We start from the raw sequence: 16038 nt of genomic DNA on the forward strand, positions 1-16038 counted from the left end.
GATGAATGAAATTTTTCCTTTAGCAAGCGCCGCCGGGATGACCGTCGGCCTTGCCGTTTGCGCACTGATTATCGGCCTCGTGCTGGCGATGTTCTTTGCGGTGTGGGAATCCGCGAAATGGTTCCCCGTCGCCTGGACAGGCTCCGCGCTGGTCACCGTGCTGCGTGGGCTACCGGAAATTCTGGTGGTCCTGTTTATCTATTTCGGCTCTTCACAGCTGCTGCTCACGCTGTCTGACGGCTTCACCCTCAATCTCGGCTTTGCGCAGATCCCGGTGCAGATGCAGATTGAAAACTTCGACGTCAGCCCGTTCCTGTGCGGCGTGATTGCCCTCTCCCTGCTCTACTCCGCGTACGCGTCGCAAACCCTGCGCGGTGCGCTGAAGGCCGTGCCGCAGGGTCAGTGGGAGTCGGGTCAGGCGTTAGGCCTGTCGAAGTCAGCCATCTTCTTCCGCCTGGTGATGCCGCAGATGTGGCGCCATGCCCTGCCGGGCCTCGGCAACCAGTGGCTGGTGCTGTTGAAAGATACCGCGCTGGTGAGCCTGATCAGCGTTAACGATTTGATGCTGCAAACCAAAAGCATCGCCACCCGTACCCAGGAGCCCTTTACCTGGTACATTGTGGCGGCGGCTATCTACCTGGTGATCACGTTGCTCAGTCAGTACATCCTCAAGCGTATTGACCTGCGTGCGACGCGCTTTGAACGGAGACCAGGCTGATGCTTGAATATTTTCCCGAGCTAATGAAAGGGCTGCACACCAGCCTGACGCTAACCGTGGCGTCCATTATCGTGGCCCTGATCCTGGCGCTGATTTTCACCATCATCCTGACGCTGAAAACGCCGGTTCTGGTGTGGATTGTGCGCGCATACATCACCCTGTTTACCGGTACGCCGCTGCTGGTGCAGATATTCCTGATTTACTACGGCCCGGGCCAGTTCCCGTCACTGCAGGAGTATCCGGTTATCTGGCATCTGCTTTCTGAGCCGTGGCTGTGTGCCCTGATTGCCCTTTCGCTGAACAGTGCGGCCTATACCACCCAGCTGTTTTACGGGGCGATCCGCGCCATTCCTGAAGGACAATGGCAGTCCTGCGGGGCGCTGGGCATGAGCAAGAAAGACACGCTGGCGATCCTGCTGCCGTACGCCTTTAAGCGCGCGCTCTCCTCTTACTCCAACGAAGTGGTGCTGGTGTTCAAGAGTACGTCTCTGGCCTACACCATCACGCTGATGGAAGTAATGGGTCACGGACAGCTGCTCTATGGACGCACCTATGACGTGATGGTGTTCGGTGCGGCAGGCGTGGTCTATCTGGTGGTTAACGGTCTGTTGACGCTGATGATGCGCCTGATCGAGCGTAGAGCGTTAGCGTTTGAGCGCAGAAATTAACCACGCGAGTGCATAAAACGGTATTAATGAAGCGGGTAACCTGATGGGTTATCCGCTTTTTTTTTGCCATGACATAATATTTAATCATATTTATTGCATACAAATTCATTAAGTGGCATTGTACATCCATGCCGCAGACACGGCGCATAAATAAGACAGACGGGAGCATTACAATGAAAAAGTTAGTTCTGGCCGCATTACTCGCCACCTTCGCCGCTGGCGCATCCGCAGCTGATAAAATCAATTTTGGCGTATCCGCCACCTATCCGCCGTTTGAATCGCTGGATGCCAGCAACCAGATCGTCGGTTTCGATATCGATCTGGCGAAGGCGCTGTGCAAACAAATGCAGGCCGACTGCACCTTTACCAACCATGCCTTCGACAGCCTGATCCCGTCGCTGAAATTTAAAAAATACGATGCGGTGATCTCCGGGATGGACATCACGCCTGAGCGCAGCAAGCAGGTCGCGTTTACCGACCCGTACTACGCCAACTCGGCGGTAGTGATTGCGAAGAAAGGCGCTTATACCTCTTTCGATCAGCTGAAAGGCAAACGCATCGGGATGGAAAATGGCACCACGCACCAGAAATACCTCCAGGACAAGCATCCTGAAGTGAAGACCGTGGCCTATGACAGCTACCAAAACGCGATTATCGACCTGAAAAATGGCCGTATCGACGGCGTATTCGGCGATACCGCCGTGGTGAACGAATGGCTGAAAACCAATCCGCAGCTGGGCACAGCAACCGAGAAAGTGACAGATCCGCAGTACTTCGGCACGGGTCTGGGTATCGCAGTACGTCCGGATAACAAAGCCCTGCTGGAAAAACTGAACGGCGCGCTGAAAGCGATTAAAGCGGACGGTACGTATCAGAAAATCAGCGAGCAGTGGTTCCCGCAGTAATGTCTTTTGCCGGGTGACTCGGCCTACGGGGGTGGTAGTCTGTAGGCCGGGTAAGGCGAAGCCGCCACCCGGCACTCCCTCACAGCGGCACAAAGAACCTGAACCGTGCCCCGCTCGCCGACTCCATCAGCCTAATCCCACCGCCGTGCAGCTCCAGCATGCGTTTCACGATTAACAGCCCCAACCCGCCGCGATTCTCCCGCGATGCCTGGGTATTCAACGCCGATGGCCGCTGGAACAGATCGTCGCGCAGCGAGGCATCCACGCCCGTTCCGCTGTCCGCCACTTCGACCTGCAGCCGTTCATTCTCCTGCCAGACAGCCAGACGAATTTCCCCGCCGCCTGGCGTATGGCGCATCGCGTTATCGAGCAGGTTGGTCACCACGCGTTCGATCATCGACACATCGGCGTTAATCAGCGGCAGCGGCCCCGGCACGTCAATATGCAAATTCACCTCGCGCGTGCGGGCGGTGAGCTCAAACTTCTGCGCCACGTCGGAAATCAGCTCCCCCATCGCGAAACGCTCGCGCTGCGGCTTAATGCCGCCGTGCTCAAGGCGCGCCAGCTCAAACAGCTGCTGCGAAAGATGACGGACTTTTTGCCCCTGACGCAGCGCGGTGGCGAGATACTGCTGGTGCTCCTGCGGCGTCAGCGTGGCGGATTTTAGCGACAGGGTTTCCAGATAGCCCAGCAGCGAGGTCAGCGGCGTACGGAGATCGTGCGAAATGTTGGCGATAAACTCCCGGCGCTGGCGATCGCTGTCGGCCAGCTGGTCCCACTGGCGGGTGATTTTGCGCGCCAGCTCGATAAAGCTGTTGCGCAGGATCGCCACTTCATCCTTTGCCGCCGCGTCCGGCGCCTGTACCGCCAGCCGCCTGATAGCGCTTATGCTGTCCTGCTCCAGCCCGGCGACTTCGACCGTCAGCTGTTTCACCGGGCGCGTAACCCAGTACCAGACCAGTAAACCTGCCAGCAGGCCAAACAGCGCAACCCACAGCAGTGACCACAGCACCGTGCTCCACAGCGCCTTATGCCAGGCCATCTCCGCCAGGGCGTTGGACTCCTCGCCCTGCAAAATAATGTAGAGGTAGCCTTTTAGCTCGCCGTCCTGCCGCAGCGGCGTGGCGCTAAAGACCTTTTTATTTTGACTGCGCGGGTCGTCGCCCAGGATCGGTATGGCTGTCCCGCTCAGGAAGGTCTGAACCGGCGCCAGGTCGATTTTTTGCCGCTGAATATGCCCCGGCGGTGCAGCATCGGCCAGGATATCGCCGTCCGGGGAGACGACGTACAGCTCAACGCTCGGATTAAAGGTCATCAGCCGATCGAACAGCGGCTTGAGTGCCGTTCGGTCGACCCTGCCCTGCGCGTCCAGAATTGCTTCACGCTGGACTATCTGCTGCGCCAGCCCGCCCGAAAGCCGCTGCACCATCGCATTACCGTACTGCGTACTGGTGTAGAGCTGTACCGCGCAGGCGACGGTGGCGCAGAGCATCATCAGCAGGATGAACAGCAGCGTCAGGCGCTGGCTCAGGCTAAAGCGGCGCATCATGATTTGGCTCCGCAAATTTATAGCCCTTGCCCCAGACGGTGCGAATAATCTCCGGCTCGGCGGCGTCCTTCTCAATCTTGATGCGCAGGCGGTTGATATGGGTATTAACGGTGTGCTCATAGCCTTCGTGCTGATAGCCCCAGACCTGCTCCAGCAGCGCCAGACGCGAAAAGACCTCGCCAGGATGACGGGCAAAAAAGTAGAGCAGTTCGAATTCGCGCGGAGTGAGATCTACCACCTGGCCGTGAAGCAGCACGCTGCGCGCCAGCGGATCGATGGTCAGACCGTGGGCCTGAATTTGACCGTCGGTTTGCGCCTGCCCCATCGCCTGCTGGCGGCGGAACAGCGCTTTGATGCGCGCAATTAATTCCTGCACCGAAAACGGCTTAGCCAGATAATCATCGGCACCGGTTTCCAGCCCGGTGATGCGGTCGGTTTCGCTGCTGCGGGCGCTGATGATGATCACCGGCAGGTAGCGCGTCATCTGACGGATGCGGCGGCAAATCTCCAGACCGTCAACGTTGGGCAGCATCAGGTCGAGGATCACCGCGTCCCACGGCTGTTTTTCAAGGCGCAGCAAGGCGTTGCCCCCGTCGGGCTCGTGGGTAATGGCGTAGCCTTCATCTTCTAAATTGAGTCGCAGAAGCGCCGCGATATCGTGGTCGTCTTCCACCAGCAGGATCTGCTTCATGGGTAAGCCTTCAATCATTTCTTATGACGTAAGCTTACCTGATTTCGAGCGGGGGAAGAGTTCACATTTTGTTGAACATTGTGCGGGGTTCATGCCGGGTGGCGGCTACGCCTTACCCGGCCTACGGGTTAACAACGTCAACACTTCATAATGCGCGGTATGCGGGAACATATCGAAAAGCTGCACGCGTTCAATGCGGTAGCCCGGCAGGCTGGCGATATCCTTTGCCATGGTCTGAGCATTACAGCTGGAATAGACGATGTACTCCGGTGCCATCTGGCTCAGATAGTCGCACAGCGCTTTTCCGATGCCGCGGCGCGGCGGGTTGACCAGCACCAGCTCCGGCACGTTGCCCTGGCCGGTGGCAAACTGGGTGGAGTCCAGCGCCTGAAAGTGCAGATTCGTTAACCCCAGCTCGGCGGCGGACTGTTTCGCACAGGCAATCGCTTCGGCAGAAATCTCAATTCCGGTGAGCTGCATCTCTGGCGTGGCGCAGTGCAGGCCAAAGCCGCCCACGCCGCAGAAGAGATCCCACATATGCTGGATGTTTAACGCACGAACCCAGTCGCGGGCGGTGGCGTAGAGGCTGCTTGCCACGGTTGGGTTAGTCTGGAAGAAGCTTTGCGGGCGTATCCACAGCGGCACGCCGTTGAAGCTTTCGGCAAGCGCATGCCGTTCGGTGAAGAAAACCTCTTTCTCCCCTTCCATGATCGCCATATGCACCGGCTGAATATTCGCCGTAATGACCTTAAGCTGCGGAAGCTGTTCCTGCAGCCACGGCAGCGCCGCGCGCAGCTGCTCCAGTTTGGCTTCGGAGCGCAGCACAAAGCGCAGCATCATGCCGCCGTCGATCTGGCTTTCGGTCAGCAGAAGGTATTTCAGCTCGCCGCGCCTGCGGGCGACGTTGTAAGGCGTTAACCCTGCACGCGCAATAAACGGTTTCAGTGCGGCAAAGACGGGCTCAAACGAGGCGGGATAGAGCGGGCAGTCGGTTAAGTCTTCCGGCGTGCCGTCGCGGTGCAGCATCCCCAGCAGCGGTTTTTCAACGCTGCCGCTGACCACCATTTTGGCTTTATTACGAAAGCCTAGCTCCGGGCCGCTGACGGGTGCGCACCACTCGCCCACCGCGTGCGCTGCCAGCAGCTGTTGCAGGTCGGCCATTTTGGCGGTGAGTTGTTGAGAGACCGGCTGTTCTATCCACTGACAGGAGCGGCAGCGTCCGGCGTCATAGAGTGCGCACTGCATATGAAAACCTTAAGGATCACGAGGGCTGCGATTATACACATTATTGCAGGCGGAAGAACCGCCGACTGGAGGCGGGGATAAAAAGCAGGAACAGAACCAGCATGTCCGGGAGTTTTTGCATAAACAGCGCGCGGAGGATCTCGCGTTTGGATTCCCCGGCAATGCTGAACAGCTCCGGATAGCCATAGCCCAGCGAGGCGGCCCACAGATAGCTGGCGGCGGTCACCTGCGTAAGCAGATAGACCCAGCGCGCCCAGTTTCGCCCTTTGACCAGCGAAAAGGCGCAGTAGATCTCGATAAACACCAGCACCAGGCTGCTCAAAAAGACCAGCGTCAGATTCCACGTCTGCACGCTGCGGTGAATGAATTCACCGATGCCGCGCACGCCCAGGGTGTTCAGAATCATCAGCACGTCCAGGCAGCGGATCATAATAATGGCGAGCGCCGCCACCTGAACCAGTGCAGGTACGTTAGGTCGCGCGTGCGTAGTACGTGATTTTTTTAATAATCCCAATGTTTTACTTCCCTGAAAAACAGTGCCGCGTCATGCGCGGCACATCACTGGAAATTTTAAATCCTTCAGCCGCGTCTTGCACGCTGGATATCGCGCACGCGCTGCTTTTCCGCGCGCGCCATCAAATACCAGGCGATAAATCCGACAATTCCGACCACGCCGAGGATGATAGAGGCCAGGGCGTTGATCTCCGGGTTGACCCCCATGCGCACGCTGGAGAAGACCAGCATCGGCAGCGTCGTTGCGCCCGGTCCGGAGACAAAGCTGGCGATAACCAGATCGTCCAGCGACAACGTAAACGCCAGCAGCCAGCCGGAGATCACCGCTGGCATAATCATCGGCAGGGTGATGATGAAAAAGACCTTCAGCGGCGTCGCGCCAAGATCCATCGCCGCCTCTTCAATGGAGCGATCCAGCTCGCGCAGGCGCGAGGAGATCACCACCGCCACGTAGGCCGTACAGAAGGTGACGTGCGCCAGCCAGATGGTGAGCATGCCGCGATCCGCCGGCCAGCCGATGGCGTGCGCCAGGGCCACGAACAGCAGCAGCAGCGCGAGACCGGTGATCACGTCCGGCATAACCAGCGGCGCGGTGATCATAAAGGCGAACCCGTTCGAGCCGCGAAAACGCCCGAAGCGCACCATCACCAGCGCGGCGATCGTGCCCAGCACCGACGCCATTGTCGCCGCCAGGGCGGCAATGGTCAGGCTCAGCCCCACCGCGCTCATCATCGCATCATCGTGGAACAGCTCGCTGTACCAGCGCGTCGACCAGCCCGCCCAGACCGTCACCAGCTTGGAGCTGTTGAAGGAGTAGATCACCAGCATCAGCATTGGCGCATACAGGAAGGTAAAGCCGATCACGAGGATCGCAATTCGCCACGGTGAGCGCACTACCGGTAAGTTGTTCATCCGTGATCTCCCATCTGTTTCTGCTGATGCTTGTGGAACCACATGATCGGCACGATCAGCAGCAGGAGCATCACAATCGCCACCGCCGAGGCCACCGGCCAGTCGCGGTTATTGAAGAACTCCTGCCACAGCACGCGGCCAATCATGATGCTGTCCGGGCCGCCGAGCAGTTCCGGGATCACAAACTCCCCCACCGCCGGGATAAAGACCAGCATTGACCCGGCGATAATCCCGCCTTTGGTCAGCGGGACAATGACGCTGAAGAAGGTTTTTAACGGGCGGGCTCCGAGATCGAGCGACGCTTCCACCAGCGAGTAATCGATACGCGTTAGTGCCGTGTAGATCGGCAGCACCATAAACGGCAGATAGGCGTACACAATGCCGATATAGACCGCGAGGTTGGTGTGCAGGATCGTCAGCGGCTGATCGATAACCCCGAGCCACATGAGAAAGTTATTCAGCACGCCGTTGTTTTTCAGGATCCCCATCCAGGCGTAAACGCGGATCAGGAACGAGGTCCACGACGGCAGGATCACCAGCAGCAGCAGGATGTTACGCGTCGACGGCTTGCTGTGCGCCACCGCCCACGCCAGCGGATAGCCCATCACCAGGCAGCAGAGCGTCGAAATCGCCGCCACCTGCAGCGACTGCAGATACGCTTCGAAATAGAGCGGATCGTCGGTGAGCTGCAGGAAGTTGCCGAGATTAAGCGTCAGCGTTAGCTGCCCGTCGGCCCAGTCCAGCAGGTTGGTATAGGGCGGGATCGCCCGTGCCATTTCCGCCAGGCTTATCTTGAAAACAATCAGGAACGGCAGCAGGAACAGCAGGATCAGCCACACGTACGGCATGGCGATCACCAGCTTGCGGCCGTGTTTCATCTGCATGCGCGTCAGTAAACCGGCAAAGCCGCCCGACTTTTCTACGCGGGCTGGAGGTTCAAGTGTGCTCATGATCGCTCCTTATACCGTCAGCACGACGCAGCTGTCAGCATCCCAGCACAGGCGCACTTCGTCACCCCAGGTCGGCTGCCCCTTGCGATAGCGATGTTCGTTCTGTAGCTGCGCGCTAAGCATCTGCCCGCTTTTCAGGCGCACGTGGTAGATGGACAGATCGCCCAGATAGGCAATGTGCACCACTTCGCCCACGGCAAAGTTGTAGCCATCGGCAGGCGGATCCTCACAGAGCATGATCTTCTCCGGACGCAGCGCGACGTAGACCGGCACGTTATCCACCACGGAGTTATCAGGATCGACCTTAAGCGGATGCTGCAGCCCCGGCGATTCGATGACCAGGCCATCTTCCTGACGATCTTTCAGCAGCCCTTCGAAGACGTTAACCGAGCCGATGAACTCCGCGCTGTAGCGGGTGGTCGGATGCTCATAAATCTCTTCAGGCTCGCCAATCTGCACGAACTTCCCGCGGTTCATGATCGCGATACGCCCGGCCATGGTCATCGCCTCTTCCTGGTCGTGGGTCACCATCACGCAGGTCACGCCCACGCGCTCGAGGATATCCACCACTTCGAGCTGCATACGGTCGCGCAGCTTTTTATCCAGCGCGCCCATCGGCTCATCGAGCAGCAATAATTTCGGGCGTTTCGCCAGGCTTCTTGCCAGGGCCACGCGCTGGCGCTGGCCGCCGGAGAGCTGGTGCGGCTTACGCTTCGCGAACTCCTGCATGTGCACCAGGCTCAGCATCTCGGCCACGCGCGCGGAAATTTCGGCCTTCGGCAGCTTGTCCTGCTTCAGGCCAAAGGCGATGTTCTGCTCCACCGTCATGTGCGGAAACAGCGCGTAGGACTGGAACATCATGTTAATCGGGCGCTGATACGGCGGCACGCTGGAGAGATCCACGCCATCGAGCATGATTTGCCCGGCGGTGGGCTGTTCAAAACCGGCCAGCATACGCAGCAGGGTCGATTTACCGCAGCCAGAAGCCCCCAGAAGGGCAAAAATTTCGCCTTTATAGATAGTCAGGCTGACGTCGTCCACGGCATGCTGGCCATCGAAAGATTTGGTGAGGTTACGAATTTCAAGAAGCGGGGTCAGCGCTTTACGGACTTTCGCCTGCGGGCGGGGGATCGCGTCATTCACGGGGTGTTCTCCGGCATAGATCAATACTGGTGCAAACGCACCGTCAGGGTGCGCATCGCCGGGCGGCGCTAACGCCTGCCCGGCCTACGGGTTGTAGAAGCCCGGTAAGCGTTAGCGCCACCGGGCAACAATACCCAACGCCGTTATTTACCGCTTTTCACCTTGGTCCACGCGCGGGTACGCACGCGGTCAATTTTTGGATCCTGAACTTTCAGGGTGAAGAGCTTGGCGAACACATCCGCTGGCGGATAGATAGCCGGGTTGTTACGGATTTCTTCGCTTACCAGCGGCACGGAGGCCTTGTTACCGTTCGCGTAGTAAACGTGGTCGCTGATGTGGGCGATCACGTCAGGACGCATCAGGTAGTTGAGGAACTGATACGCTTCGTCTTTGTTTTTGGCGTCAGCCGGCATCGCGAAGACGTCGAAGAAGGCCAGCGCCCCCTCTTTCGGAATGAAGTAAGAGACGTTCACGCCGTTTTTCGCCTCTTTCGCGCGGTTAGCCGCCTGCCACACGTCCCCTGCCCAGCCGATCGCGACGCAGATGTCGCCGTTCGCCAGGTCGTTGATGTACTGAGACGAGTGGAAGTAACGAATGTTTGGACGCAGCTTCAGCAGCAGATCGGTCGCCGGGCCGGTGTAATCATCGGCTTTACTGCTGTTCGGGTCTTTGCCCAGGTAGTTCAGCACGGTGGCGAAAATCTCTTCCGGCGCATCGAGGAAGGAGACGCCGCAGCTTTTCAGCTTCTCAAGGTTTTCCGGCTTCAGCACCACGTCCCAGCTGTCCAGCTTGACGTCCGGGCCCAGCACCGCTTTGACTTTATCAACGTTGTAGCCGATACCGGTAGTCGCCCACAGGTAAGGCATGGCGTATTTGTTGTCCGGGTCATGCTTAGCCACCAGCTTCAGCACTTCTGGATCGAGGTTTTTCCAGTTCGGTAGCTTGCTCTTATCCAGCGGCTGGAAGACGCCTGCCGTCAGCTGACGCTCCAGGAAGCTTGCAGAAGGCACCACGAGATCAAACCCGGTGCTGCCCGCCATCAGTTTGCCTTCCAGCACTTCGTTGGAATCGAAAACGTCGTAGACCACTTTAATGCCGGTCTCTTTCTCAAAATTCGCCACCGTGTCCGGCGCAATATAGTCAGACCAGTTGTAAACGTGCAGCGTTTTTTGTTCCGCAGCGAGCGTGCCGGCAGAGACGGCCATCAGAGCACCCGCAACCAGACCCGATAACCATTTTTTATTCAAGGCGATCATATCTTTATTCCTTCTGAAAGCTCGTTAACAAACGAACTAAAACTGTGCAATCTGAAGATATGCAATAATCATGCATAGTTTGTCGCTCTGCCCAAAATAAAAAGAAACCTCTTTACCCGGCAGTTTCCGCTCGCTTTTTTAAGCACCGCAAGAATAACTGTAGCCCGTGTCTCCGGCTATAGCCCAGACGAAAAAACGCCTTTTATCAATTTTTTATGCAGGTTATGTCTACGTGATAAGCCGAAACGGCCTTCAGGGAGGTGAAAAATTCTTTAAAGAAAGGTTAAAAGCAGCAGAAAAAATGGCCTTCTGCAGCCGCTATGGCAGCGACTGCGCAAAAGTCAGACAGGCTTAGTGAAGAAAATTGGGAGATGCATCATTATTCTCTGCATCATCTTCCGCGCTATACAGCAAATGGTGTGCATTGGCTTCCATCATGACCATGGAAATTTGCTCTTCACTCAAGTGCATAAACGCGGAGAACTGCTTGAACGACAGCCCGGCACCGGAGAATAAAGACTGGCAAACGACCAGTTTTGGCAGATTATCATCCTGTATGTCGAGAAATGCTTTCACCGTCAAAGAACTGGCGTTGATCGCTGACAGGTCGGAGGCCAGCGCCAGCAGCGCAGACGGCTTCACTTCGGCCAGCGCGGAGAAAAGGATCACGTCGTTAATGAGATCGATTTTAGCATCGAAAATGCCGTCGAAATTCTGCATATGAGGCAGATGCAGCGCCTGGCAGGAATCGCATTCGAAGAACGTAATTCCGGCATCATCAAGCCATTGACGTAACGTATCCAGTGTAGGTACGACCTGTAAATCCATCGCTGTGCAGCCTCTTAATTAAAAACTTTGCTTAGATTACGCAAAAAGCGTGCTCAATACCATTTAACCGCCCGTTTTCAGACAGTAACCCGGCGTGGCATGACGCTCGATCCATGAGATCATTTTACCCGCAATATCGACACCTGTGGTTTTTTCCACGCCTTCCAGCCCCGGCGAGGCATTCACCTCCATGACCAGCGGCCCGCGCGTCGCCCGCAGAAGGTCTACGCCCGCGACGTCCAGCCCCAGGGTTTGCGCCGCTTTGACGGCAATTTCCCGCTCCCGATCGCTGATATCAGCGATTCTTGCAACGCCGCCGCGGTGAAGGTTAGAGCGGAAGTCGCCCTCTTTCGCCTGGCGCTCAATGGCCGCCACCACTTCATTGCCGACCACGAAGCAGCGAATATCGCGCCCTTTCGCCTCTTCGATGTACTCCTGCACCAGAATGTGGGCATTGAGGCCCCGAAAGGCGTCAACTACGCTCTCGGCCGCCTGACGCGTCTCCGCCAGCACCACGCCAATGCCCTGCGTGCCTTCCACCAGCTTGATGACCAGCGGCGCACCGCCCACCATGTCGATGAGATCGCTGGTGTCGTCCGGTGAATGGGCAATCCCCGTGACGGGGAGATCGATCCCCTGACGGGCGAGCAGCTGCAGCGAGCGCAGTTTGTCGCGGGCGCGGGATATGGCGACGGATTCGTTGAGCGGATAGCTGCCCAGCATCTCGAACTGGCGCAGCGCGGCGGTGCCGTAATAGGTGATCTGAGAGCCGATGCGCGGGATCACCGCATCAAAGTGCGGCAGCTTGCGGCCTTTGTAGTGAATCGACGAGGCGGCCGGATCGATGTTCATATAGCAGGACATCGGGTCGAGGATCTCAACCTGATGCCCGCGTTTCGCCGCCGCGTCTCGCAGGCGTTTACATGAATAGAGCGTTCCATCCCGGGACAATATGGCAATTTTCACCCTGCACCTCTCTGAAGACATGGAAAAAGCCTGCATATCATATACGCAGGCAGGCGCAGGAGGAATGGACTATCGCGTCGCCCAGCCCTGTTTGTGGAGGTAATCAAGAATAAACGGGCGGTTTTCTTTAATGATGGTGCGACGAATATGGTCAGTCCAGGTATCACGGCGGTTATTGCTGCCGCGCGTCATGTAGTAGTTCGCCAGCTCTTCGTCATAGTGATTCAGGACGTCCTGATCGACCGGCTGGTAGTGGTTTTCGTGCACCAGCATCGCGGCAGGAATGCGCGGCTTCAGATCCGGGTTATCCGCAGGCCAGCCGAGGCACAGGCCGAACAGCGGCAGCACGTGTTTTGGCAGCTTCAGCAGCTCGGTCACGCTTTCGATGTTGTTACGCAGGCCGCCGATGTAAACGCCGCCTAACCCCAGCGACTCCGCCGCCGTGAAGGCGTTTTGCGCCATCAGCGCGGTATCCACCACGCCCAGCAGCAGCTGTTCGGCCAGCCCCAGCTCGGCCTCAGGGCAGATCTGCAGGTGGCGGTTAAAGTCGGCGCAGAACACCCAGAACTCCGCCGCCTGAGCCACATGCTTCTGCCCGCCGGTCAGCGTGACCAGCTGCTCGCGCATGGCCTTGTCGGTGATGCGGATAATGGAAGTGCACTGCAGAAAGCTGGAGCTGGAGGTCGCCCTGGCGCTGTCAATAATCGCGGCACGCTGCGCCTCGGTAATCGGCTCATCGGTGAAGTGGCGAATGGAACGGTGGGAACGGAGCAGGTCAATCGTTGGTGTCATCTTGTCTCTCTTTGTCTTGCTTAAACCTTATGCCAGCCAGTATAGGCAATGATTTGCGTGATGTAATTGGCGAAACATAGCCTGACTGTATCAAAGCGACAGGCGAAACCTTCTTTAATGGCGGCAGGTTATCGGGCACTATATGTCCTATTCGCCGTCAGGCTTGTTTTTTGAGGAGAGAGAAATGTTTGCAGTAATTTTTGGTCGTCCAGGGTGCCCTTACTGTGTGCGCGCGAAAGAGCTGGCTGAGAAACTGACCGAAGAGCGCGATGACTTCAACTTCCGCTACGTGGATATCCACGCGGAAGGCATCACCAAAGCGGATCTCGAAAAAACCGTCGGCAAGCCGGTTGAAACCGTACCGCAGATCTTCCTCGATCAGAAACACATCGGCGGCTGCACTGACTTTGAAGCTTACGCCAAAGAGCATCTGGGACTGTTTGCTGCCCAGTAATGAAAGGACGCCCTCACCGAGAGGGCGTTTTTATTTGTGATGCCGTCGGTGTAGAAGCAGACTGCGCACAAATAAGTAGCAGAGCGCGCCAAGAGCGCACCAGAATACGGCGCTCATCAACCACGCCAGCTCCTGCCAGAAACTTCTCGTCGACACATACAGCAAGCGCATCAGCAGCAGACACAGCGGCGCGGCGAGTATGGCACCCAGAAGCGGTTTCACCACCTCCCCTTTACGGGAGAGAAAACTGGCTGCGGCACCCGGCAGCGTAAAAAAGAGCAGCCCCAGCTCCGGATGGCCCGACGCCCTGAATGCCCCTTTCACATTAAAAGCGAGCGACATGCACACGACGGTGAACAGCAAAAAGCAGCTGATCACCCCCGCCCAGTTTCGTTTAATGTTCAAACTATCCTCCTGACTTATCTCTATCAAATATACCTTCGTCGGGTAGACGCCCAGTCAGATAAAGCAGTGCGGCAATCCTTGCCAAAGTACGCACAGGGTGATGCGATAATCAGTAGCTGTCAGTAGCTAATGCGATTAAACTACACGCCAGCTAATGTTTTAGGGAATAAAGCAGGAAACAGGGAGCGTTAACGCCTTTCCCTGACCCAGAAAACAGTAGCCCAAAAAGTCCTTTCATTCAACAACTTACTGGTAAACAAGAAGTTAGCCTCCGTGAATATAAACGTCGCAGACTTGTTAAATGGGAATTACATCCTGTTATTATTTGTGGTACTGGCGCTAGGCCTTTGCCTGGGTAAATTGCGCCTGGGTTCAGTTCAACTTGGTAATTCCATTGGCGTTTTAGTCGTCTCCTTATTATTAGGCCAGCAACACTTCAGCATTAACACGGACGCGCTCAACTTAGGTTTTATGCTGTTTATTTTTTGTGTTGGCGTAGAAGCGGGGCCGAACTTTTTTTCAATTTTCTTCCGCGACGGCAAAAATTATCTGATGCTGGCGCTGGTGATGGTCGGCAGCGCGCTGCTGATCGCCTTAGGGCTGGGTAAACTGTTTGGCTGGGATATCGGGTTGACGGCCGGTATGCTGGCAGGCTCCATGACCTCCACTCCCGTGCTGGTGGGTGCCGGTGATACCCTTCGCCATTCCGGCATGGCCGGCGCGCAGCTCTCTACCGCGCTCGACCACCTGAGCCTCGGCTATGCCCTGACCTATCTGATTGGTCTGGTGAGCCTGATCGTTGGCGCACGCTACCTGCCAAAACTGCAGCACCAGGATTTGCAGACCAGCGCCCAGCAAATCGCGCGCGAGCGCGGTCTCGATACCGATTCCAAACGTAAAGTCTATCTCCCGGTGATCCGCGCCTATCGCGTCGGGCCAGAGCTGGTGGCATGGGCTGACGGCAAAAACCTGCGCGAGCTGGGGATTTACCGCCAGACGGGCTGCTATATCGAACGTATCCGCCGCAACGGCATTCTGGCGAACCCGGACGGCGACGCGGTGCTGCAGATGGGCGACGACATCGCGCTGGTGGGTTACCCGGACGCCCACGCCCGTCTCGACCCGAGCTTCCGTAACGGCAAAGAGGTGTTCGACCGGGACCTGCTCGACATGCGCATCGTCACCGAAGAGATCGTGGTGAAAAACCATAACGCCGTTGGCCGCCGTCTGGCACAGCTGAAGCTGACCGACCACGGCTGCTTCCTCAACCGCGTGATCCGCAGCCAGATTGAGATGCCTATCGACGATAACGTCGTGCTCAACAAAGGCGACGTTTTGCAGGTCAGCGGCGACGCGCGACGCGTGAAAACCGTTGCCGACCGCATCGGCTTTATCTCCATTCACAGCCAGGTCACCGACCTGCTGGCCTTCTGCGCTTTCTTTATTGTTGGCCTGATGATCGGGATGATCACCTTCCAGTTCAGCAACTTCAGTTTCGGCATCGGTAACGCCGCCGGGCTGTTGTTCGCCGGGATCATGCTGGGCTTCCTGCGAGCGAACCACCCGACCTTCGGCTACATTCCGCAGGGCGCGCTGAACATGGTGAAAGAGTTCGGTCTGATGGTCTTTATGGCGGGCGTCGGCTTAAGCGCGGGCAGCGGTATCGGCCACAGCCTTGGCGCCGTCGGCTGGCAGATGCTGGTTTCCGGACTTATCGTCAGCCTGGTGCCGGTGGTGATCTGCTTCCTGTTCGGCGCCTACGTGCTGCGCATGAACCGCGCCCTGCTCTTCGGGGCAATGATGGGCGCGCGTACCTGTGCGCCTGCGATGGAAATCATCAGCGATACCGCGCGCAGCAACATCCCGGCGCTGGGGTATGCGGGCACGTACGCTATCGCTAACGTGCTGCTGACGCTGGCCGGTACGCTGATCATCATCATCTGGCCGGGACTCGGATAACTCCTAAGTTTGCGCGTGGTGAAAATTATTTTCGTTACGCGCAGAACTTTTTTATCAGGGGGCAGTCATAACTAGTGCCACTGC

Annotated in this window: 17 protein-coding genes; 5 read left to right on the forward strand and 12 right to left on the reverse strand. The window is 57.4% G+C overall.

All coding sequences use genetic code 11. The features are described from left to right. Nucleotide 1: 1 nt before the first annotated feature. The 3 genes from artQ to artJ all read left to right on the forward strand — a co-directional run bounded on the left by artQ (nt 2) and on the right by artJ (nt 2291). Nucleotides 2-718 carry an arginine ABC transporter permease ArtQ gene (gene artQ / locus V4835_RS16480; RefSeq protein ID WP_025756069.1) on the forward strand — a complete coding sequence of 239 codons (717 nt, stop codon included), beginning with the start codon at nt 2-4 and terminating at the stop codon, nt 716-718. Further along, on the forward strand, nt 718-1386 hold the full coding sequence (gene artM / locus V4835_RS16485) for an arginine ABC transporter permease ArtM (protein WP_063144469.1): 669 nt from the start codon (nt 718-720) through the stop codon (nt 1384-1386). Before artQ ends, artM begins: the two co-directional genes overlap by 1 nt. Nucleotides 1387-1559: 173 nt before the next feature. Further along, a complete protein-coding gene (artJ, locus tag V4835_RS16490; protein WP_021240923.1) occupies nt 1560-2291 on the forward strand; it encodes an arginine ABC transporter substrate-binding protein ArtJ in 732 nt (243 codons plus the stop codon). A 79-nt stretch (nt 2292-2370) separates the two neighbouring features. Here the strand turns inward: artJ and V4835_RS16495 are convergent, their stop codons facing one another. From V4835_RS16495 to nfsA, 11 genes are all read right to left on the reverse strand, one after another. Continuing rightward, on the reverse strand, nt 2371-3840 hold the full coding sequence (locus tag V4835_RS16495; protein ID WP_331412880.1) for a sensor histidine kinase: 1470 nt from the start codon (nt 3838-3840) through the stop codon (nt 2371-2373). Beyond that, complete coding sequence (locus V4835_RS16500) at nt 3824-4531, reverse strand: response regulator transcription factor (protein WP_063144471.1); 708 nt, start codon at nt 4529-4531, stop codon at nt 3824-3826. The genes V4835_RS16495 and V4835_RS16500 overlap by 17 nt, the downstream gene beginning before the upstream one ends. A 105-nt stretch (nt 4532-4636) precedes the next feature. Then, the gene (gene rlmC, locus V4835_RS16505) at nt 4637-5776 is read right to left on the reverse strand and encodes a 23S rRNA (uracil(747)-C(5))-methyltransferase RlmC (protein ID WP_331412882.1); all 1140 of its coding nucleotides are present in this window, start codon (nt 5774-5776) and stop codon (nt 4637-4639) included. 40 nt (nt 5777-5816) lie between these two features. Continuing rightward, nucleotides 5817-6290, reverse strand: a complete 474-nt coding sequence (locus V4835_RS16510; RefSeq protein WP_023335066.1) for a YbjO family protein — start codon at nt 6288-6290, stop codon at nt 5817-5819. A 65-nt stretch (nt 6291-6355) separates the two neighbouring features. Continuing rightward, a complete protein-coding gene (potI, locus tag V4835_RS16515; protein WP_023310934.1) occupies nt 6356-7201 on the reverse strand; it encodes a putrescine ABC transporter permease PotI in 846 nt (281 codons plus the stop codon). Next, nucleotides 7198-8151 carry a putrescine ABC transporter permease PotH gene (potH, locus tag V4835_RS16520; protein ID WP_331412884.1) on the reverse strand — a complete coding sequence of 318 codons (954 nt, stop codon included), beginning with the start codon at nt 8149-8151 and terminating at the stop codon, nt 7198-7200. Before potH ends, potI begins: the two co-directional genes overlap by 4 nt. Before the next feature lie 9 nt (nt 8152-8160). Next, the gene (potG, locus tag V4835_RS16525) at nt 8161-9294 is read right to left on the reverse strand and encodes a putrescine ABC transporter ATP-binding subunit PotG (protein WP_331412886.1); all 1134 of its coding nucleotides are present in this window, start codon (nt 9292-9294) and stop codon (nt 8161-8163) included. A 143-nt stretch (nt 9295-9437) separates the two neighbouring features. After that, nucleotides 9438-10550 (reverse strand): spermidine/putrescine ABC transporter substrate-binding protein PotF, encoded by a 1113-nt coding sequence (gene potF / locus V4835_RS16530; RefSeq protein ID WP_213328418.1) that lies wholly within the window; start codon nt 10548-10550, stop codon nt 9438-9440. Between the two features lie 351 nt (nt 10551-10901). Next, complete coding sequence (locus tag V4835_RS16535; RefSeq protein ID WP_063144476.1) at nt 10902-11378, reverse strand: YbjN domain-containing protein; 477 nt, start codon at nt 11376-11378, stop codon at nt 10902-10904. A gap of 63 nt (nt 11379-11441) precedes the next feature. Further along, nucleotides 11442-12344 (reverse strand): 30S ribosomal protein S6--L-glutamate ligase, encoded by a 903-nt coding sequence (gene rimK, locus V4835_RS16540; protein ID WP_063144477.1) that lies wholly within the window; start codon nt 12342-12344, stop codon nt 11442-11444. A 69-nt stretch (nt 12345-12413) separates the two neighbouring features. Next, nucleotides 12414-13136, reverse strand: coding sequence for a nitroreductase NfsA (nfsA, locus tag V4835_RS16545; RefSeq protein ID WP_331412889.1), 723 nt, complete (start codon nt 13134-13136; stop codon nt 12414-12416). A 184-nt stretch (nt 13137-13320) separates the two neighbouring features. On the opposite strand from nfsA, the gene V4835_RS16550 reads away from it, so the two are divergent. Continuing rightward, nucleotides 13321-13590 carry a GrxA family glutaredoxin gene (locus V4835_RS16550; protein ID WP_006809455.1) on the forward strand — a complete coding sequence of 90 codons (270 nt, stop codon included), beginning with the start codon at nt 13321-13323 and terminating at the stop codon, nt 13588-13590. Between the two features lie 30 nt (nt 13591-13620). On the opposite strand, the gene V4835_RS16555 is transcribed toward V4835_RS16550, so the two are convergent. Further along, nucleotides 13621-13995 (reverse strand): inner membrane protein YbjM, encoded by a 375-nt coding sequence (locus V4835_RS16555; RefSeq protein WP_331412891.1) that lies wholly within the window; start codon nt 13993-13995, stop codon nt 13621-13623. A gap of 273 nt (nt 13996-14268) precedes the next feature. Between V4835_RS16555 and V4835_RS16560 the strand changes: the two genes are divergently transcribed. Continuing rightward, nucleotides 14269-15954 carry an aspartate:alanine antiporter gene (locus V4835_RS16560; RefSeq protein WP_014169303.1) on the forward strand — a complete coding sequence of 562 codons (1686 nt, stop codon included), beginning with the start codon at nt 14269-14271 and terminating at the stop codon, nt 15952-15954. The last annotated feature ends 84 nt before the right edge of the window (nt 15955-16038 follow it).

Origin of the sequence: Enterobacter cloacae complex sp. CARB60, assembly GCF_036487345.1 — a bacterium.
In the GTDB taxonomy this organism is placed as follows: Bacteria; Pseudomonadota; Gammaproteobacteria; order Enterobacterales; family Enterobacteriaceae; genus Enterobacter; species Enterobacter asburiae_D.